The sequence below is a fragment of the Actinokineospora auranticolor genome, from assembly GCF_041897805.1.
GTDB classification, from domain to species: Bacteria; Actinomycetota; Actinomycetes; order Mycobacteriales; family Pseudonocardiaceae; genus Actinokineospora; species Actinokineospora auranticolor.
Map to the genome: position 1 here is coordinate 4,427,091 of NZ_CP154825.1, position 21,012 is coordinate 4,448,102.

A 21,012-nucleotide genomic window follows, 5' to 3' on the forward strand; every position below is an offset into this window, starting at 1 on the left:
ACCGAGCCCCCACCCCGTCGAGACCAGGAAGGTCCGCATGTCCAGCGAGGCGAAGCTCCGCGACTACCTGAAGCGGGTCACCCACGACCTGATGCGCACCAAGCAGCAGCTGGACGAGGTCGAGCAGGCCGCCCGCGAACCGATTGCGGTAGTCGGCATGGCCTGCCGCTACCCCGGTGGCATCGCGTCGCCGGAGGACCTGTGGCGGGTGGTGGCCGACGGTGTCGACGCCATCGGTCCGTTCCCCGACGACCGGGGCTGGGACCTGGGCGCCCTCTACCACCCGGACCCGGACCACCCCGGCACCTCGTACGCCCGCGACGGCGGGTTCCTGCGCGGTGCCGACCGGTTCGACGCGGAGTTCTTCGGCATCTCCCCCCGCGAGGCGCTGACCATCGATCCGCAGCAGCGGCTGCTGCTGGAGGTCGCCTGGGAGGCCGTCGAACGCGCCGGCCTCGACCCGCTCGCGCTGCGCGGCAGCGACACCGGGGTGTTCGCGGGGGTGATGTACGACGACTACGGCTCACGGCTGCGACGGATCCCCCGCGGGTTCGAGGGGTTCATCGGCACCGGGAGCGCGGGCAGCGTGGCTTCCGGTCGGGTCGCCTTCACCCTGGGGCTGGAGGGTCCCGCGGTCACCGTAGACACCGCCTGCTCGTCGTCGCTGGTGGCCATGCACTTGGCGGGGCGGGCGCTGCGGGCGGGTGAGTGCTCGCTGGCGCTGGCGGGCGGGGTGACCGTCCTGGCGACGCCAACGCTGTTCGTCGAGTTCTCCCGCCAGCGCGGCTTGGCCCCGGACGGGCGGTGCAAGGCCTTCGGCGATGGCGCGGACGGCACCGGTTGGGGCGAGGGTGTCGGGCTCGTGGTGCTGGAACGGCTCTCCGACGCCCGTCGCCACGGGCACCGGGTGCTGGGCGTGCTGCGCGGGTCGGCGGTGAACCAGGACGGGGCCAGCGGGCGGCTCTCCGCGCCCAACGGCCCGTCCCAGGAACGGGTCATCCGCGCCGCGCTGGCCGACGCCGGGCTCGCGCCCGCCGCCGTGGACCTGGTGGAGGCGCACGGCACGGGCACCCGGCTCGGCGACCCGATCGAGGCGCGGGCGCTGCTGAGGACCTACGGCCGCGACCGCCAGGACGGGCACCCGCTGTGGCTGGGCTCGCTGAAGTCCAACATCGGGCACGCCCAGGCCGCGGCGGGTGTCGGCGGCGTGATCAAGGTCTTGATGGCCATGCGGCACACGACCCTGCCCCGCACCCTGCACGCCGACCGGCCGACCTCCCTGGTCGACTGGTCGGCGGGGGCGGTGTCGCCGCTGACCGAATCCCGCCCGTGGCGCACCGACGGCGGGCCGATGCGGGCCGGGGTGTCCTCGTTCGGCATCAGCGGCACCAACGCGCACGTGATCGTCGAATCGGTCGAGCCGGTCGCCGACGCCCCCGAGCCGGGCACCGGACCCGAGCCGGGAACCGCGGTGGCGTGGGTGCTCGGCGCCCGCGAGCCACGGGCGCTGGCCGACCAGGCGCGCCTGCTGCTGGCCCACCTCGACGGCGATCCGGCACCGGACCCGGCGGTGGTCGGCAGGTCGCTGGCCACCACCCGGTCGCCGCTGGAGTACCGGGCGGGCGTCGTGGGCACCGACTTGGCCGAGCTGCGCTCGGGCCTGGCCGAACTGGCGGCCGGTGGGCTGCCCGAGCGCGGTGCGCTGGCTGCGGCCGTGGACCCGGGCAAACCGGTGTTCGTCTTCCCCGGGCAGGGCGCGCAGTGGGCGGGCATGGCGGTGGAGCTGCTCGACCACCCGGTGTTCGCCGAGTCGATGGCCGCCTGCGACGCCGCGCTGCGCCCGCACACCGGGTGGTCGCTGCTGGCGGAACTGCGCTCCGGCGCGGAACCCGACCGGGTCGAGGTGATCCAGCCCGCCCTGTTCGCGGTCATGGTGTCGCTGAGCGCGCTGTGGCGCCACCACGGCGTCGAGCCCGCCGCGGTCATCGGGCACTCTCAGGGCGAGATCGCCGCGGCGTGCGTGGCGGGCGCGCTGACGCTGGCGGACGCGGCGAAGGTGGTGGCCCTGCGGGCCAAGGCGCTGGTCGGGTTGCCCCGGGGCGGCGGGATGGCCGCGGTATCGCTGTCGGCGGAGGCCGCCACCGAGCGGCTGGTGGGCCGCGGTGGCCGGGTGAGCGTCGCGGCGGTCAACGGCCCGGCGTCGGTGGTGCTCTCCGGTGACGCCGACGCGCTGCGCGAGCTGGTGGCCGAGTTGGACGCGGAGGGGGTGCGCGCCCGCGTGGTGCCGGTGGACTACGCCTCGCACTCCCCGCACGTGGAGCCGGTGCGCGCGGCGGTCGTCGACGGTTTGGCGGGCATCGTCCCGGTCGATTCCACCGTGCGATTCCAGTCCACGGTGACCGGCGAGCCGGTGGACACCTCCGGCCTCGACGCCGGGTACTGGTTCACCAACCTGCGCGAGCCGGTGCTGTTCGAGCGCGGCCTGCGCGGCCTGATCGACTCGGGTCACCGCACCTTCGTCGAGGTCAGCCCGCACCCGGTGCTGACCTACAGCGTCCAGGAGGTCGCCGACCAGGCGGGCGTGGACGTCGCGGTCACCGGCACGCTGCGCCGCGGTGACGGCGGCCGCGCCCGGTTCCTCACCTCGCTGGTGGGGGCGCACGCCCGGGGCGTGCGCGTGGACCTGGCCGGGTTGTTCGGTCCGGGTCCGGTCACCGACCTGCCCACCTATGCCTTCCAGCGCTCCCGCTACTGGCTCGAGGCCGCCCCAGAGGCAGGCGACCTGGCCGCGGCGGGGCTGACCGGGACCGGGCACGCGGTCTTGGCCGCGGCGCTGACCGACGTCGACGCCGAACGGGTCGCGTTCACGGGCCGGATCTCGGCCGCCAGCCACCCCGCGCTGGCCGCGACGACGCTGGACGGCACCGCGCTGCTCCCCGCCGCCGCGCTGCTGGAGCTGGCCGTGGCCGCCGCCGAGTACACCGGCTGCGCGGGCGTCGCCGACCTCACGCAGCGCGCGCAGGTGGCGCTCCCCGGGACGGCGGCCGTTCAGGTACGCGTAACAGTCCTCGCCGAGGCCGAGGGGCGCAGGCACATCACCGTCCACGCGCGCCTGGAGGGCGCCTCGGCGTGGACCGCGGTCGCCGACGGCGCGCTGTCCACCGCGGCCGACTCGCTCGACGCGGTAGCACCCGCGCGGTGGCCACCGGAGGGGGCGCGCGCCGTGCCGGTCACGGACGTGGTCGAGCGGACCGGTCTGGAGCTGGGCGCCGAGGTCGCCGCCGCGCTGCGCGGCGTGTGGGTCGCGGGTGACCGGACGTGGGTCGAGGTCGCGGGCGACGGCGCGGACGGCTATGTCACCGACCCGGTGCTCCTCGATGCCGCCCTGCACCCGCTGCGCACGCCCGGCCGCGGGCCGGTGGCCTGGCGCGGCGCCCGGTTGGGCGCGGGTACGGGCAACCGGTGGCGGGTACTGCTCGACGGCGGCGCCGTGACCGCCTTCGCAGACGACGGCGCGGTCGTGCTCGCCGTGGCCGCGGTCGAGTTGGGCGAGGTCGAGGTGCCCCCGACCGCGCCCGCCGCCGGTGCGGGCCTGCACGTCCTGCGGTGGCACGAGGTCACCGCACCCGCGGACGACCGCGAACCGGTCGTCGTCGAGATCGCCGAGGACACCGAGCGGGCCGCGGTCCTGCGCGCGGCGGGCGCGCTGCGCGAGTTCCTGGCCGGTCCGGTCGACCGGGAACTCGTCGTGCTCACCCGGGGCGCGGTCGCGGCGACGGCGGACGACCGGGTCCACCCGCCGTCGGCCGCGGTCTGGGGCCTGGTCCGCAGCGCCCAGGCGGAGGAGCCGGGGCGTATCCGCCTGGTGGACCTGCCGCCGGGCGCTGCGACCGCGGTCCCCGGCGGCGACGAGCCGCAGCTCGCCGTGCGCGGCTCGGCGGTGTTCGCGGCCCGGCTGCGGCCCGTGGCACCCGAACCGGGTAGGGGCTGGGCGACCGGCCCGGGGCCGGTCCTGATCACCGCCGGACAGCCTGACCTGGCGGCGCTCATCGCGACGGTCCTTGCCGTCGAGCACGGTGTGCGCGCCCTCCTCGTCGTGGGTGACGCGGGTCCGGTGGCCGCCGCGGACCTGCCCGAGGGCACCGTGGTCGAGGCCGTCGACGTCGACCCGACCGACCCGGTCGCCCTGGCGGGCGTCCTCGACCTCGGCGTCACCGCGGTCGTGCACGTCCCGGCCTCGGGTACCGACAGCCCGGTCGCGACCCTCGACGACGAGCGGATCGCCGCCGTGCTGGACGCGCAGGTACGCACCGCGTGGGCGCTGCACGAGGCGTCGCTCGCGCACGACCTGGCGGAGTTCGTGCTGTGCTCCTCGGTCGCGGGGACCACCGGCGGTGCGGGCCGGGGCGCGCACGCCGCCGCGGCGAGCGCGTTGGACGCGGTGGCCGAGCACCGCCGCCGCCTCGGACTGCCCGCGCGGTCGCTGGCGTGGGGTCCGCGTGCCGACCAACCCGGCGTCGACCAGGGTCGGGCCAGGGCGGCGGGGTGGTCACCGTTGTCGGCCGAGCGGACCGCCGAGCTGTTCACCGCGGCCGGGGCCGTGGCCGCGGTGACCGTCGCGCCCGCCCCCGTGGCCATCGGCGCCCTGCGGGCGCTGGCCAGGGCGGGTGCCCTGCCCCGCGTGCTGGCGGAGCTGGCCGGATCCACGGGCGGCGGGTCCCGGCCCGGCGGATCGCTGCGCGCGGCGTTGCGCGGGCGCCCCCCGGCCGAACGGGTCGAGTTGCTCTTGGCGGCGGTGCGCGGACGGGTCGCGGCGGTACTCGGGCACGCCACCGCGGCGCGAGTGCGGCCGGACAAGGCGTTCAAGGACTTGGGCTTCGACTCGCTCACCGCGGTCGAACTGCGCAACCAACTGGCCGCGGCCACCGGCCTGGCACTGCCGACGACCCTGGCGTTCGACTACCCGAACACCCGCGCGCTGGCCGCCCACCTGGACCGCGAGTTGTCCGGGGCGGTCGCCGACCACGAGCACCGAACCGCCACGCCGGTGGACGGGTCTGCGGACGACCCGATCGCCCTGGTGTCCCTGGCGTGCCGGTTCCCCGGTGGCGCGGACACGCCGGAGAAGCTGTGGGACCTGATCGCCGAAGGCCGAGACGCCATCGGCGGGTTCCCCACCGACCGGGGATGGGACCTCGACGCGCTGTACCACCCGGACCCCGACCACCCGGGGACCAGCTATGCGCGGTCGGGCGGGTTCCTGCACGAGGCCGCCGGGTTCGACCCGGGTTTCTTCGGCATCAACCAGCGCGAGGCCACGGCCATGGACCCGCAGCAGCGGTTGCTGCTGGAGACCGCGTGGGAGGCACTGGAGCGGCTGGTCGGCGACCCGACGGCACTGCGCGGCAGCCGCACCGGGGTCTACCTGGGCATGGTCGGCAGCGACTACGGGTCGCGGTTGCACGAGGTACCCCCCGACCTGGAGGGCTACGTCGGCACCGGAGGCGCCGACAGCGTCGCCTCCGGCCGGATCAACTACTTCTTCGGGTTCGAGGGTCCCGCGGTCAGCGTGGCGACGGCGTGCTCCTCGTCGCTGGTCGCGCTGCACCTGGCGGCGCGGGCGGTGCGAGCGGGTGAGTGCGACCTGGCCCTGGCGGGCGGGGCCACGGTGCTGGCCGGACCGGACCTGTTCGTGTGGTTCTCCCGCCAGCGCGGGCTGTCGGCGGACGGGCGGTGCCGGGCGTTCGCCGACGGCGCGGACGGCACCGGCTTCGCCGAGGGTGTCGGCCTGGTCGCGGTCGAGCGGCTCTCCCGGGCGCGGGAACTGGGGCACCCGGTGCTGGCGGTGCTGCGCGGCAGCGCGGTGAACTCCGACGGGGCCTCCAACGGCCTCACGGCCCCCAACGGCCCCGCCCAGCAGCGGGTCATCCGCGCCGCCCTCGCCGACGCCGGGCTGACCCCCTCGGACGTGGACCTGGTGGAGGCGCACGGCACCGGGACGGCGCTCGGCGACCCGATCGAGGGGCGGGCCATCGCCGCCGTCTACGGGCGCGACCGGTCCGGCCCGCTGTGGTTGGGGTCGTTGAAGTCCAACATCGGGCACACCAACGCGGCGGCGGGCATCGCGGGCGTGCTGAAGGCCGTGCTCGCGCTGCGCCACGAGACGCTGCCGCGGACGCTGCACGCCGAGACCCCGACGCCGCACGTCGACTGGTCGGACGACGGGGTGCGGCTGCTCACCGAGGCGCGACCGTGGCCCCGCGGTGACCGGCCGCGGCGCGCGGCGGTGTCGGCCTTCGGCATCAGCGGCACCAACGCGCACGTCGTGCTCGAAGAGGGCGACGCCCCGGCCGCGCCCGCCGACACCGGCGGGCCCGCGGCGCCGTGGGTGCTCTCCGCGCGCTCCCCGGCCGCGCTGCGCGCCCAGGCCGCGCGGTTGCTGCCGGTGGTCGCGGACCTGCCGGCCACTGCTGTCGGGCGCGAGCTGAACCGCCGGACCCGGTTCACCCACCGGGTGGCGGTCGCCGACGCCGCGGCCCTGGCCGCGCTGGCGGCGGACACCGAGCACCCGGGTGTGCACTTCGGCCGACCGAGGTCCGGGCGGATCGCGTTCGCGTACTCCGGGCAGGGCAGCCAGTACGCGGGCATGGCGCGCGGCCTGCGCGCGGCCGACCCGGTGTTCGCCGCCGCTTTCGACGCGGTGTGCGCGGCCATCGACCCGCACCTGGACCGACCGCTGGCCGAGGTCGTCCACGCCGAGTCGGGTGCGGTGCTCGACCGCACCGAGTACACCCAGCCCGCCCTGTTCGCCGTGCAGGTCGCGCTGACCGAGGCACTGCGGGCCCGGGGCGTGCGACCGGACGTGCTGCTCGGGCACTCGCTGGGCGAGATCACCGCCGCGCACGTGGCCGGGGCACTGACGCTGCCCGACGCGGCCACCCTCGTGGCCGCGCGCGCCCGCTGCATGCAGGCCGCCACCCCGGGCGGGGCGATGGCCGCCATCGGCGCCACCGCCGACGAGGTGCGGGCCCACCTGGTCGACGGAGTGGGGATCGCCGCGGTGAACAACGCCGCGAGCACGGTGATCAGCGGGGATCGCGGTGCCGTGCTGGAGGTCGTCGCGGTCTTCCGGGAGCGGGGGACCCGGACCACCGAGTTGCGCACCAGCCACGCCTTCCACTCCCACCACATGGAGCCCGCACTGGCCCCGTTCCGCGCGGTGGCCGAGCGGGTGCCCTGGCGGGAGCCCACCATCCCGGTGATCGGCAACCGCACCGGCGCGCCGGTGCGCCGCTTCGACGCCGACCACTGGACCGAGCACCTGCGCGGCACGGTCCGCTTCCAGGACGGCGTGCGGCACGCGGTCGACCTGGGCGCCGAGGTGTTCGTCGAGGTCACCCCGCACCCGTCGCTGACCGCGCACCTCCCGGCGGGCGCCGCGGTGGCGCACACCCTGCACCGCGACCGGCCCGACGCCGAAGCGCTGGCCGATGCGCTGGCCCGCCTGGACGTCGCGGGCGTCCCGGTGGACTGGTCGGCGCACTACCCGGCCGACTCCGCCCGCGCCGCGCTGCCGACCTACCCGTTCGAGCGCACCCGGCTGTGGCTGTCGCCCGCGCGCCCCGCGGGCGACGTGGCCGCGGTCGGTCTGGACCCGGTCGCGCACCCCGTCCTCGCCGCTGCGGTCGACCTGCCCGGCGGTGTGGTCATGACCGGCTCGCTCAGCGCGCACCGACAACCGTGGGCGGCGGACGCGTCCGCCCTGGCGGCGCTGCCGGTCGACCTCGCCCTCGTCGCGGGGGCCCGGGTCGGCGCCCCGGCACTGGACTCCTTGGAGTTGGTCGGCCCACCGCCCGCAGCGAGTGGGGGCCGGGTCCGGGTCCGGGTCCGGGTCGACCCGGGCGGCCCGGACGGCCCGGACGGCGGCCGCCCCGTCCAGATCGACACGGCGCGGGCGGCGGGGCCGTGGGAGGTGTGGGCAACCGGCACTTTGTCCACTGTGGATATAACGGACGGCGGCGGGGTCCCCGGCGCGGCGGCGGCACGGGTGGAGGTCACCGGGCCCGGGGTGGACGCCGCGGCCCACGCCGTGCACCCGGTGCTGCTGGCGGAAGCGGTGCGGGCGGTGACGGGCCCCGCAGTGGCACCGCTGGCCTGGCACGGGGTCCACGCGCACACCGCGGGCGCGGGCGCGGTGACCGTGACGACCGGCGGCGACGAGGTCGCGGCGGCGGGAGACGGCGCGCACCTGATCGGCTTGCGGCTGCACGACCCGGCGGGCGATCCCGTGCTCACCGCAGCGCGGGTGCGCCTCGGCACACCCCCCACCGCGCTCGGCGGCCCGCCGCTGCACACCGTGCTGTGGGAGCGGATCCCGCTGGGCCCCGTCGCGGGACCGGTAGCGCGCCTGCGCCCGGACCACGACCCGGCCGTCCCGCCACCGGCGGGGACCGCGGCGGCCGTCGTCGAGTTCGAGTCGACCGCGGACCCGGTGGCGGGGGCGCACGCGGCCGCCGCGCGCGCCTTGGCGCTGGTGCGCGGCTGGCACCACGGCGTGCCGCTGGTCCTGGTGACCAGGGGCGCGGTCGGTACCGGGGACCACGACCCGGTGCGGGACGTGGGCCTGGCCCCGGTCTGGGGCCTGGTGCGCTCGGCTCAGGCCGAACACCCGGGCCGGTTCGTCTTGGTCGATACCGACGGCGCCGACACCGCCCTGGTGGCCGCGGCGGTGGCCACGGGCGAATCGGAGGTCGCGCTGCGCTCGGGTGCCGCGCACGTGCCGCGCCTGCGCCCCGTGCCCGCAGGCGGCGGCGAACCGGCACCGCTGTCCGGGACGATCCTGCTCACCGGCGGGACCGGTGGAGTCGGCGCCGACCTCGCCCGGCACCTGGTGACCGTGCGCGGCGCGCGGAGGCTGGTGCTGGCGAGCAGGCGCGGGGCCGCCGCGCCGGGGGCGGCCGACCTGGTGGCCGACCTGACCGAACTGGGCGCGGATGTGCGGCTCGTGGCCTGTGACGCGGCCGACCGGGACGCGCTGGCCACGCTGCTGAGCGAGATCGACGACCTGACCGCCGTGGTGCACCTGGCGGGCGTGCTCGACGACGGGCTGGTGTCGTCGTTGACGCCCGCGCGGCTCGCGGCGGTGCTGCGCCCCAAGGTGGACGCCGCGTGGCACCTGCACGAACTGACCCGAGGGGTCGACCTGACCGAATTCGTGCTGTTCTCCTCGCTGGCGGGGACGCTGGGCGGCGCGGGGCAGGCGAACTACGCCGCGGCCAACACCTTCCTCGACGCGCTCGCCGGTCACCGGGCCGCGCTCGGCCTGCCCGCCACCGCGACCACCTGGGGACCCTGGGCGAACGGCGGCATGGCCGGGGACCTGGGCGCGGTGGACCGTGCCCGCTTGGCCCGCGGCGGGCTCGTCCCGCTGGACACCGCCACCGGCATGGCGCTGTTCGACGCGGCCGCGGCGGCGGGGCCTGCCGTGGTCGCCACCGCCGCGTTCGACCTCGCGGCGCTGCGTAGCGCGGCGTCGGCGGGCGAGCTTCCCTCGGCGCTGCGCGGGCTGGTCCCGACCACACCCGGACGAGCCGCGCGCCCGCCCGAGGCCGAGCTGTCCGCGCGGCTGCGCGGGCTGCCGCCGCAACGGCGGGCGAACGCGCTGCTCGACGCGCTGCTGGCGCGGGTCGGCGGCGTGCTGGGACGCGACGGCGCCGACCAGGTCGACCCCGACGCCGCCTTCACCGACCTGGGTTTCGACTCGCTGACCGCGGTCGAACTGCGCAACCGGCTCGGGAACGACACCGGCTTGGACCTGCCGACGACCCTGGTGTTCGAGTACCCCACGCCACGCGCGCTGGCCACGCACCTGGTCGACGTGCTGGGCGGCGTGCCGGACGCGACCACCGACGGCCTCGCCCCCGAGGCGGTGCTGGCGTGGCTGGGCTCGGCCACCGCGCGGGCCGCCGAGCTGGCGGGCACCGAGGTGGGCGCCCGCTTGGTGGCCCTGGCCGAGCGGCTCGCCGACGTGGGCCGCGCCGACCTCGACACCGAACTGCTCACCGCCACCGACGACGAACTCTTCGCCGCGCTCGACGAGGAGATCACCCGCGCGGACACCGACCCGCTGATCAGGGAGCGCTGAACGATGGTCACCCCGGATTCCCCGGCCACGCAGGACAAGCTGCGGGCGTACCTCCGGCGCGCCACCGCCGACCTGCGGGCGGCCAACCGCAAGCTCGCCGAGGAGCGCGGCCGGGGGCGCGAGCCCATCGCCGTGGTGTCCGCCGGGTGCCGGTTGCCCGCCGGGATCGCCGACCCCGAGGCGCTGTGGGACGTGCTCGCCGCCGGGCGGGACGTCGTCGGCCCCTTCCCCACCGACCGCGGGTGGGACGTCGACGGACTCTACGACCCGGAGCCGGGGCTGCCGGACCGCAGCTACGTCCGGGAGGGCGGGTTCCTGGCCGACGCGGCCGGGTTCGACCCGGCGTTCTTCGGGGTCGGTCCGCACGAGGCGGCGGCGATGGACCCGCAGCAGCGGCTGCTGCTGGAGACCTCATGGGAGGCGCTGGAACGCGCGGGGATCGACCCCTGGTCGCTGCGCGGCAGCCGGACCGGCGTGTTCATCGGCATGTCCGCCCCGCGCTACGCCCCCGACCGGGCCGAGATCCCGCCGGAACTCGACGACCACGTGATGACCGGCAACGCCGCGAGCATCGCCTCCGGCCGGTTGTCCTACCTGCTGGGCCTCGAAGGCCCGTCGCTGACGCTGGACACGGCCTGCTCCTCGGCGCTGGTCGCGCTGCACCTGGCGGCCCAGTCGATCCGGGCGGGCGAGTGCGATCTGGCGCTGGCGGGCGGCGCCACCGTGCTGACCTCCCCCGAGCTGTTCGTGTGGTTCTCCCGCCAGCGCGGCCTGGCGCCGGACGGGCGCTGCAAGGCGTTCTCCGCGCGGGCCGACGGGACTGGCTGGGCGGAGGGCGTCGTGGTGGTCGCGGTGGAGACGTTGGCGCGAGCGAGGCAACGGGGGCACCCGGTACTCGGCGTGCTGCGCGGCAGCGCGGTCAACTCCGACGGCGCCTCCAACGGCCTCACCGCACCGAGCGGCCCCGCCCAGCGCCGGGTGATCGCCCAGGCACTGGCCGAGGCCGGGCTCACCGCCGCCGACGTCGACCTGCTGGAGGCGCACGGCACCGGCACGGTGCTCGGCGACCCGATCGAGGCGCGGGCGGTGCACGAGGCCTACGGCAGCGACCGACCGGACGACCGGCCGCTCTGGCTGGGCTCGATCAAGTCCAACCTCGGCCACACCCAGGCCGCCGCCGGAGGCGCCGGGCTGCTGAAGGCGCTGCTGGCCTTCGCCAACGACACGATGCCCGCCACCCTGCACGCCGACGAGCCCACCCCGCACGCCGACTGGTCGACCGGTCGGGTGCGGCTGCTCACCCGGGCCCGGCCGTGGCCGCGCGGCGACCGGCCGCGCCGCGCGGCGGTCTCCGCCTTCGGCATCAGCGGTACCAACGCGCACGTCGTGCTGGAGGAGCCGCCTGCCGCACCCGAGGTGGGCCCCGCGCCGGAACCCGCCGGGGTGGTGCCCTGGGTGTTGTCCGCGCGCACGCCGGACGCGGTGCGCGAGCAGGCCGAGCGGCTGCTGGCCTACCTGGACCGGGAGCCGGGCGCGGACCCGGTCGCGGTCGGGCGGGCGCTGGCCGCGCGGACCGGGTTCGCGCGGCGCGCGGTCGTCCTCGGCACCTCGACGCAGGAACTGCGGGCCGGGCTCGACGCGGTGGCGCACGGGCGGCGCTCGCGCCGGGTGGTCGCGGGCGCGGCCGACCCGGGCGGACTCGCCTTCGTCTACTCCGGACAGGGCAGCCAGCACCCGGGGATGGGGCGGGGACTCTACGCCGCCGAACCGGCGTACCGCGACGAGCTGGACCGCGTGTGCGCCGAACTCGACCGCCACCTGGACCGCCCGCTGCTGCCGCTGATCCTCGGCGAACCGGACGCGCCGCGGGGTGGACCGCTCGACCGAACCACCTACACCCAGCCCGCCCTGTTCGCCGTGCAAACTGCGCTCACCGCGCTGCTGCGCGAGCGCGGCGTCACCCCGGACGTCCTCTTGGGACACTCCGTCGGTGAGCTCACGGCCGCACACGCGGCAGGCGTGCTGGACCTCGCGGACACCGCCGCGCTGATCTCGGCCCGGGCCCGGTACATGGCCGCCGCGACCCGCGGCGGGTCGATGGTGGCGGTCGACGCCGCCGAGGACGAGGTGCGGGCGGTGCTGCCCGCCGGGGTGGCGGTCGCCGCGGTCAACAACGAGCGCGGCACCGTCGTCAGCGGCGACCGGGCCGCAGTAGCCGAGGTGCGCGCGCACTTCGCCGACCGGCGGGTGCGCACCGCGGAACTGGTGACCAGCCACGCCTTCCACTCCCACCACATGGACGCGGCCCTGGCACCGTTCCGCGCGTTCGCCGACCGCCTGACCTACCACCGCCCCCGCCTGCCGATCGTCTCCAACCGCACGGGGGCCGTCTTGGACGACCTCGGCGCCGACCACTGGGTCGCGCACATCCGCGACACCGTCCGGTTCCACCAGGGCGTCGCGCACGCACGCGACGCGCTCGGCGTGACCGCCTGGCTGGAGGTCGGCCCGCACCCGGCGCTGTCACCGCACCTGGTCAACACCCTGCCCCGGGACGCGGCCGTGGCCTGCGCCCTGCACCGGGGACAAGCCGACGACACGGCGTTGACCACCGCGCTCGCCCGGCTGGCGACCGCGGGCGTGCCCGTCGACTGGTCGTGGCGCCTGGACCCACCCGGGGTGTATCCGGCCGCCCCGGTGCCACCCCTGCCGACCTACCCGTTCCAGCGCACCCGGCACTGGCTGCACCGCCGTGCCCGCCCCACCGACCGTGACGGGTCCCCCGTCGCCGCGAGCGGCGCGGCGCAGGAGCGGCGCCACCCGGAGCGGGAGCCGCGGTTGTCCGCGGCGGCGGGCACGGAACGGGTCGCGATCCTGCTCGATCTGGTCCGGGCGGAGAGCGCGGACGTGCTCGGCCACGACACCCCCGAGGCCATCGATCCGCGGGACAGCCTGCTCGAGGCCGGGCTGTCCTCGCTGACCGCACTGGAAGTGCGCAACCGGCTCTGCGACGCCACCGGGCTGCTGCTGCCGCCCACGGTCATCTTCGACCACCCCACACCCCGCCTGCTCGCCGAGTTCCTCGACGGCGAGCTGGCCGCCGCGGGCTGAGCCCCGGCACCACCCCCACCACCCTCACGGAGGACCACCTTGCGAGTCGGACTCGGCTACCTGAACATGGCACCCGCGGGCGATGCCGCCACCACCGCCGCGTCGCACGCCGACCTGTTCCACGACGTGCGCTGGGCCCAGGACAAGGGCTTCGCGGGCATCTGGATCACCGAGCACCACTTCTCCACCTACAGCCTGACCTCGGCACCGCTGCTGCTGCTGGCCAAGGCGTCCGCGATCGCGCCGGGACTGCGGCTGGGCACGTCGATCGTCGTGCTGCCGTTCTGGGACCCGGTGCGCCTGGCCACCGACGCGCTCACCCTCGACGCGCTGACCGGGGGGCGGTTCGACCTCGGGATCGGGCGCGGGTACCAGCCACATGAGTTCCTCGCTTTCGGCAAGCAGGTCACGCAGAACCGCGCCCTGTTCGAGGAGGCCCTGGAGGTGATCATGCGGGTGTTCACCACCGAGGACTTCACCTTCGAGGGCGAGCACTTCCGCGTGGACGCGCCGATGACCGTGCTGCCGCGGCCGACGCAGACCCCCCACCCGCCGGTGTGGATGGCGGCCACCAGCCGCGAGTCGCTGCGCACCGCGGTGCGCCGCGGGTTCAACCCGATGCTGCCCGCGGTGACCACGCTGCCGGAGATCCACGAGCGCAGGCGGTGGATCCTCGAGGAGGGCGGCGACCTGGACCGGGTGGAGTTCCAGGTGAACCGGTTCGTCTACTGCGGTGAGGACGCGGAGAGCCGCGAGTTGGTGGTCCGCGAGATCGCCCGGCAGCTGATGACCTCGGCGGGCCTGACCCGGGGTGTCCACCCGGTGCGCGGGACCGCGGTGACCCCGGACGAACTCGACCCGGCGTACCTGGAGAAGGCCCGCGGGCTGTTGGTCAGCGGCTCGTCCGACGAAGTGGTGGCCAGGTTCCGGGAGCTGGTGGACGCGGGCATCACCTACGTCATCGCGGGCTTCAACTTCGGCTACCTGCCGAAGGAGGTCGCGCTGCGCTCGATGGAGACCTTCGCGAGCGAGGTGCTGCCGCACGTCGACCGGCTGTCGCCGCAGACCGTGGCGGGCTGAGCCGTGCGGGTGCGCGTCGACGGTGACGGGACGGCCAGCGTGCTCGACCCCGACGACCTGGGGCGCTTCGCGGTCGAGGTCCCGGAGGGCCTCGACCTGGGTGTGGTCGGTGCGGCGCTGGCCGGTCGGGTGCGGTTCGACTCAGCCGAGCTGGCCTGGGTCGACCAGGCGTGGCTGCGCGCGACGGGCGGCTTCGACACCGCCGAGCGGGCGGGCGGGTTCACCGCGATGGTCGCCGCGGCGACCAAGCGCGGGTGGGTGGACCGCGGCAGCGGCGACATCGCGGGCCACGTCCACAGGATACCGGGAGGCGCGCGGTGACCGTCGAACGCACGGGCACCGCTGCGGGCACCCCGGACCGGTCCGCCGAGCGCGGCGGGTCGGTGGCCCTGCTGCTGATCGTGGCCTGCCAGTTGTCGGTGGTGCTCGACACCGGGGCGGTCAACGTCGCGCTGCCGACCATCCGCGACGCGCTCGGCTTCACCACGACCACCGCGGCCTGGGTGATCAACGCCGAGCTGATCGGGCTGGGTGGGCTGATGCTCGTCGGGGGCCGCGCGGGCGACCTGTTCGGGCGGCGCGCGGTGTTCCGCGCGGGTGCGGGGCTGTTCGCGCTCGGCGCGCTGCTGGGTGGCTTGGCCCCGACCGCGTGGTGGTTGGTCGCCGCCAGGGCGGTGCAGGGGGTCGGCGCCGCCCTGGCCACACCCAGCGGCCTGGCGCTGCTGGTCACCGCGTTCCCCGGCCGGGCCAGGCCGCGGGCGTTGGGCGTCTACGCATCCGTGTCGGGGATCGGCGGCGCCGTGGGCCTGATCGCGGGCGGGCTGCTCACCACGATCGGGGCTTGGCGGTGGACGCTGCTGCTCACGGTGCCCATCGGGCTGGCGGTGGTGGTCCTCGCGCCCCGGTTCCTGCCCGCGCCCGCCAAGCGCCGGGTCCGGCTCGACCTCACCGGTGCGCTGCTGTCGTCGCTGGGCATGGTGGCGTTGACCTACGGGTTGATCCGGGCCGCGGCGGCGGGCTGGGGCGATGCCCAGACCGTGATGGCGTTCGCCGCGGCCGTGGCGCTGCTGGCGGTGTTCCCGTTCGCGCAGGCCCGCGCCGCGGACCCGCTGCTGCCGCCGCGCCTGCTGGCCGACCGCACCCGCGCGGGGGCCTACGCGGTGCTGCTGCTGCTCGCCGCGACGGTGTTGAGCCAGTTCTTCTTCCTGGTCCAGTTCCTGCGGGACCTGCGGGGGCTCTCGCCGCTGGCGACCGGCGCGGCGTTCCTACCGATGTCGCTGTCGACGTTCTTGTGCGCCCGGGCCGCCGGGGCACTGGCCCGCCGGTGGGACCTGCGCCACCTGATGATCACCGGCGCGGGCGCCACCGCCGCCGCCATGCTCTGGCTGACCGGGGTGGACACCGGCACCGGCTACCTCACCGGCCTCCTCGGCCCGCTGGTGCTGTTCGGCGTGGGGCTGGGCGTGTTGCTGGTCGCCGCCACCGCAGCGGGGGTGTCCGGTGTGGCGCCCGAGCACTCCGGTACGGCGTCGAGCCTGGTGCACGTGTCGCAGCGCCTCGGTGGCGGGGTCGGGTTGGCGCTGCTGGTGACGGTCTTCGGCACCGCGGTGCGGGCGGCGGGCGCCGAGGGCGCGGACCGGGCAGCGGCGCTGGCCCGCGGCTACTCGGCGGCGTTCACCGCGGGCTTGGTGTTCACCGCGCTCGCGCTGCTGATCGCGGTGTTCGTCGTGCGCCCGCTGCCACCCGCGTGAGCCCGCGACGGCGGACGGACGAAGTGGTGCTGCTGGTCGACCGCGCCCTGGTGCGCGGCGACGGGCCGGAGGTGGTGGGGGCCGCGATCGCGGTGCGCGGCGGGGTGATCACCGCGATCGGCGGCGCTCGGGACGTGCTGGCCGACCACCGGGGCGGCACGGTCCTCGACCACCGCGGCCACACCGCGCTGCCCGGGTTCGTCGACGCGCACGTGCACCTGGTGTTCGACGGGGGCCCGGACCCGGTCGGGGCGGTGCGGGCGGCCGATCCGCGCGCCCTGGCCGCGGCCTCGGCCGCGCGCGCGGAGACCCTGGTGCGCCACGGGGTGACCACCGCCCGCGACCTGGGCGACCGGGACGGGATCGTGCGCGGGGTGCGCGACGGGATCAACGCGGGGCGCCTGCTCGGGCCACGACTGCTCACGGCGGGCAGCCCGATCACCCCCACCGGTGGGCACTGCTGGTTCCTCGGTGGTGTCGCCGACGGCGTCGAGCAGGTGCGCGCCGCAGTCCTGGCCCGGGTGGCCGAGGGCGCGGACCTGGTCAAGGTGATGGCCACGGGCGGCACGCTGACCCCGGGTGGCCCACCGAACTGGGCCTCCCAGTACGGCGTGGCCGAACTGCGCGCCGCCGTCGACGTCGCGCACGCGCACGGGTTACCGGTCGCCGCGCACGCGCACGGCTTGGCGGGCGTGGCCGACGCGATCGCCGCGGGGGTCGACACGATCGAGCACTGCACCCTGCCCGCCGGGCCGGACACCGACGCGTCGCCCGCGCGGGCCGACGCGGTGCTGCGCGCGGCGGCGAAGGCCGGGATCGGCGTGTGCCCGACCCTGCACGGCGGGCTGGCGGACCTGCCGGAACTGCTCGCCGCGCCGGGGTTCCACGCCCTGGTCGCGCGGATCGGCCGGATGCGGCGGTGGGGCGTACCGCTGCTGGCGGGCACCGACGCGGGCGTACCCGGCGCGGCGTTCGACCGGTTCGCCGGGTCGCTGCGCTGGTTCACCGAGGCCGGGCTGACCGCCCCGGAAGTCCTGCGGTTGGCCACATCGGACACCGCGGCCGCGGTCGGGGTCGGCGACCGCACCGGCGCCTTGGCCGTCGGACTCGACGCGGACATCGTCGTCGTCGCCGACGACCCGCGCGCAAATTTGTCCACATTGGATGAACCGATCCTGGTCCTCAGCCGCGGCAGGGTGGTCACCGGGCAAGCGTGAACCGGGGACATCCGGTGTGGACAATTGCCCGAGAGCACCGGATCCCCTTGTCGGACAACGATCCGAAGCGGATATGGTGGAGATCGAGAACGGTCGACCTGCCGAACGCACACCGGTTCGCCCCAGCCCGGCGCCACCACGGGAACGCGACCGAGCGAACAACCAACCGAACGACGAGGAGTCCCCACATGGCCGGAACCGGCGCGGTCGCGCCCGTTTCCCCGCACCTGTCCGTGCTCGACGTCGTTCCGGTGTGGTCCGACAGCGACGCGGTCACCTCGCTGCGGAACGCGGTGGCGCTGGCGGAGGAGGTGGAGCGGTTGGGCTACCGGCGCTACTGGGCCGCCGAGCACCACAACACCCCGAGCCTGGCGACGTCCGCGCCCGCCGTGCTCGCGGGCAGGCTCGCGGCGGCGACCACGGACCTGCGCGTCGGCTCCGGCGGCGTGTTGCTGCCGCACCACTCGCCGCTGGCCGTCGCCGAGCAGTTCGCCACCCTGGAGGCGCTGCACCCCGGCCGGGTCGACCTGGGCATCGGGCGCGCCGCGGGCAGCGACGCCAACACGGCCCGGGCACTGGGCGGCCTGCTGCTGCACGGTCCGGAAACCTTCCCGGACCGGCTCGCCGACCTGCGGACCTACCTGGACACCCCGGCGCGGGACGCGTCGCCGCGGACCATCGCCGCGCTGCCGTCCCCGCCGGGGGTGCCGTGGCTGTGCCTGCTGGGGGCCAGCACCACCAGCGCGGCGGCCGCCGCCGAACTGGGCCTGCCCTACGCCTTCGCCCACCAGTTGGCACCGCACCTGGCCGAGGCCGCGCTGGCGACCTACCACGAGCGGTTCCGCCCGTCGCCGCGACAGCGCGAGCCGTACGCCATCCTCTCCGCGATGGTCATCGTCGGGGAGACCGACGAGCACGCGCGCGAGATCGCGCAGCCGTACCTCGTGCGCAAGCTCCGCATCCAGGCGGGGGACTTCTACGGGCTGTACCCGTCGCGCGCCGAGGCGGCGGCGCACCGGTTCGACGGCACCGAGCGCGCCTGGGCGGAGGAGCACTACGAGCGGCAGCTGTTCGGCGGCCCGCAGCGGGTGGCCGCGCTGGTATCGGACCTGCTGGCGCGCACCGGCGCGGCGGAGCTGATGGGTATCACCCTGGTGCCCGAGCACACCGAACGGGTCGCGTCCTACGCGCGGTTGGCCCGGGCGGTGCGCCCGACGAGGGCGGCGGCGCACCGGTAGCGCCACCACCGATCACCGCGTGGCGACGCGAGGACCGGCAGCCTCGGCACCGTAGGCAAGCAGGAAGGTGCGCACCGCCGAGGCGGCCACCCGCCGGACCTCCGCGTCGGGCACCGGTCGCGTGCCCAGTGCCGAGCGGGCCTCCATCGGGCCGGTGAGCAGCGCGACGAACTGCTCGGCGGCCTCGTCGGGTTCGCACCGGGCGAGCCTGCCCGCGAGCACCAGCCGGGAGAACCGGTCGGCGAGCGCGCCGGTGACCCGGTTGACCTCCGCACCACCACCGAGCACGGTGCGCACCAGGTCGGGGAAACGCACCAGTTCGGCGTTGACCAGCCTGCGCAGCGCCCAGGAATCCTCGGCGCGGTAGCAGTCGAGCAGGTCGACCCCGATGTCGGTGAGCGCGGCGGCGAGGTCCGCCACCCCGGGGTCCAGGTCGCCGACCACGGCCAGGCTCTTGTCCATGGCCGCCCGCGCGACCTCGGCGACGGCCTCGCGGAACAGCGTCTCCTTGTCGCCGAAGTGCGCGTACAGGGTCGGCTTCGCCGTACCCGCCTCGGCCGCGATCTGCTCCACGCACGAACCCATGTAGCCGTGCGCGGCGAAGACCCGGAAAGCCGCGGCGATGAGATCACGACGCTTGTCGATGCGGCCACGCGGTCGTCGGGTGGGCGGGTTCGCGGTGGTCATGACGCCAGCTTACCGATGAGATCGCCAAGATGAACCACTCGGTTCAAAACAACTGACACCTGGGTTGCGCCGCAACCGTCCAGGCAGCTAATTTGAACCAAGTCGTTCAGGCCGTCGTCCTGAACCGTCCATCACCCATCGCACGTATTGGGAGTCTCCCGATGTCGACCCAGGAGGACCGGCTGGATCCGGGCCTGCGCAAACTGCTCGGGGTGGTGTTGCTCGGCGGACTGATGGGTCTGGTGGACAGCACCATCGTCAACGTCGGCATGGACACGCTCGCCGGCCGTTTCGACTCCTCGTTGGCCACGGTCGGCTGGGTGGCGACCGGCTACCTGCTGGCCGTCACCGCCGCCATCCCGCTGACCGCGTGGGCCGTCGACCGGTTCGGCGCGCGCCGGATGTGGTTGGTCGGGCTGGCGGTGTTCACCGGGTTCTCGCTGGCCTCCGGCCTGGCCTGGGACGTGCCGAGCCTGATCACCTTCCGGGTGCTGCAGGGCTTCGGGGGCGGCATGCTCGACCCGATCATGCTCACGCTGCTCGCCCGCGCCGCCGGCCAGGCGCGCGTCGGGCGGGTGATGGGCCTGATGGGCATCGTCATCCCGCTCGGTCCGGTGCTCGGGCCGATCCTCGGTGGACTGATCATCGACGGCCTCGACTGGCGCTGGATGTTCCTGATCAACGTGCCGATCGGGGTGCTGGCGTTCCTGCTGTCGCTGCCGGTCGTGCCCACCGATCCGGTGGAACGCGGCGGGGCGCGCCTGGACATCCTCGGCCTCGCGCTGCTCACACCGGGCTTCGGCGCGCTGGTCTTCGCCCTCTCCCGGGCGAGCGAGGGCACCGGGATCGGCTCCACGCCGGTCGTCGTCGCGCTCGCCCTGGGCGTGTTGCTGCTGCTCGGTTACGGCGCGCACGCGCTGCGCGCGGGGCGCGACGCGCTGATCGACCTCGCGCTGTTCCGCTCCAGGTCGTTCGCCGCGGCGGTGACCGTGATGGGGCTGACCGGGGTGATGCTGTTCTCCAGTTTGTTCCTGGTGCCGCTGTACTACCAACTGGCGCGCGACTTCGACGTGCTGCGGGCGGGCCTGCTGCTGGCGCCGCTGGGCGTGGGGTCGTTCGTGGGGATGCCCATCGCGGGCAGGCTCAGCGACAAGGTCGGTACCCGCGCCCTGGTGCCTGCCGGGGCCGCGGTGATCGCCGTGTCGACGCTGGTCCTCACGCAGGTGGACGCGGGAAGCAGCCTGGTGCTGCTGGCCGCGTGCGCCCTGCTGACCGGGCTCGGCCTCGGCTTCGTCGGCGCGCCGACGATGGGCTCGCTCTACCGGACCCTGCCCGCGGAGTCGATCTCGCAGGGCACGTCCGCGCTCTACATCGTCAACCAACTCGGGGCGTCGGCGGGCATCGCGGTGTCGGCCATGCTCCTGCAGGGCGGGGCGAGCGGTGCGAAACCGACGGCCGAGGACTTCCACGGTCCGTTCTGGTGGGTCTTCGCCGCCGCCCTGGGCGTCCTGCTCTCCGGCTTGCTACTGCCGGGCAAACCGCCCGCGGCGCCCACCCCCAGCGCCGCTGCGGCCGAGCCGGACGGGCAGCCTGCCTCGGAGGTCGTGTAGGCGCCCGCCGAGGGGTGGGTCGAACCGGTTCGACCCACCCCTCGGTCAGCCCATCCGGAACGCGCCGTGCGCGTTCCGGTCTCTTCCTTGCCCGCTTTTTCCGAATCCCTGGGGCGAGAGCCGGAAAAACCCGCTGCCAGTCACCCGAGAGATTTCCCGCGCGTACCGGGGAGC

Annotated in this window: 8 protein-coding genes and 1 pseudogene; 8 read left to right on the plus strand and 1 reads right to left on the minus strand. The window is 75.8% G+C overall.

Translation table 11 applies throughout. From position 1 onward, the window contains the following. Positions 1–73: 73 nt before the first annotated feature. The 7 genes and pseudogenes from V5P93_RS19525 to V5P93_RS19555 form a co-directional block, all read left to right on the plus strand. Positions 74–10,144: pseudogene (locus V5P93_RS19525) on the plus strand (SDR family NAD(P)-dependent oxidoreductase); the annotation flags it as partial. 3 nt (positions 10,145–10,147) lie between these two features. Beyond that, the gene (locus tag V5P93_RS19530; RefSeq protein ID WP_104480640.1) at positions 10,148–13,255 is read left to right on the plus strand and encodes a type I polyketide synthase; all 3,108 of its coding nucleotides are present in this window, start codon (positions 10,148–10,150) and stop codon (positions 13,253–13,255) included. A 39-nt stretch (positions 13,256–13,294) separates the two neighbouring features. Continuing rightward, positions 13,295–14,335 (plus strand): LLM class flavin-dependent oxidoreductase, encoded by a 1,041-nt coding sequence (locus tag V5P93_RS19535; protein WP_104480641.1) that lies wholly within the window; start codon positions 13,295–13,297, stop codon positions 14,333–14,335. 3 nt (positions 14,336–14,338) lie between these two features. After that, positions 14,339–14,656 (plus strand): hypothetical protein, encoded by a 318-nt coding sequence (locus tag V5P93_RS19540; protein WP_181043629.1) that lies wholly within the window; start codon positions 14,339–14,341, stop codon positions 14,654–14,656. Further along, positions 14,653–16,086 carry an MFS transporter gene (locus V5P93_RS19545; protein WP_181043630.1) on the plus strand — a complete coding sequence of 478 codons (1,434 nt, stop codon included), beginning with the start codon at positions 14,653–14,655 and terminating at the stop codon, positions 16,084–16,086. The genes V5P93_RS19540 and V5P93_RS19545 overlap by 4 nt, the downstream gene beginning before the upstream one ends. A 26-nt stretch (positions 16,087–16,112) precedes the next feature. Continuing rightward, positions 16,113–17,303 (plus strand): amidohydrolase family protein, encoded by a 1,191-nt coding sequence (locus V5P93_RS19550; RefSeq protein WP_146108141.1) that lies wholly within the window; start codon positions 16,113–16,115, stop codon positions 17,301–17,303. A 188-nt stretch (positions 17,304–17,491) separates the two neighbouring features. Further along, positions 17,492–18,541 carry an LLM class flavin-dependent oxidoreductase gene (locus V5P93_RS19555; protein ID WP_104480644.1) on the plus strand — a complete coding sequence of 350 codons (1,050 nt, stop codon included), beginning with the start codon at positions 17,492–17,494 and terminating at the stop codon, positions 18,539–18,541. A 12-nt stretch (positions 18,542–18,553) separates the two neighbouring features. On the opposite strand, the gene V5P93_RS19560 is transcribed toward V5P93_RS19555, so the two are convergent. Next, positions 18,554–19,228 (minus strand): TetR/AcrR family transcriptional regulator, encoded by a 675-nt coding sequence (locus V5P93_RS19560; RefSeq protein WP_104480645.1) that lies wholly within the window; start codon positions 19,226–19,228, stop codon positions 18,554–18,556. 161 nt (positions 19,229–19,389) lie between these two features. Here V5P93_RS19560 and V5P93_RS19565 point away from each other — a divergent pair, with 161 nt between their 5' ends. Then, on the plus strand, positions 19,390–20,838 hold the full coding sequence (locus tag V5P93_RS19565) for a DHA2 family efflux MFS transporter permease subunit (RefSeq protein WP_104480646.1): 1,449 nt from the start codon (positions 19,390–19,392) through the stop codon (positions 20,836–20,838). Positions 20,839–21,012: the final 174 nt, after the last annotated feature.

Excerpts from the sequence above, each read along its gene's own strand:
- V5P93_RS19560 (WP_104480645.1), bottom strand. The coding sequence starts at position 19,228 with ATGACCACCGCGAACCCGCCCACCCGACGACCGCGTGGCCGCATCGAC.
- V5P93_RS19530 (WP_104480640.1), top strand. The coding sequence starts at position 10,148 with ATGGTCACCCCGGATTCCCCGGCCACGCAGGACAAGCTGCGGGCGTAC.
- V5P93_RS19565 (WP_104480646.1), top strand. The coding sequence starts at position 19,390 with ATGTCGACCCAGGAGGACCGGCTGGATCCGGGCCTGCGCAAACTGCTC.
- V5P93_RS19555 (WP_104480644.1), top strand. The coding sequence starts at position 17,492 with ATGGCCGGAACCGGCGCGGTCGCGCCCGTTTCCCCGCACCTGTCCGTG.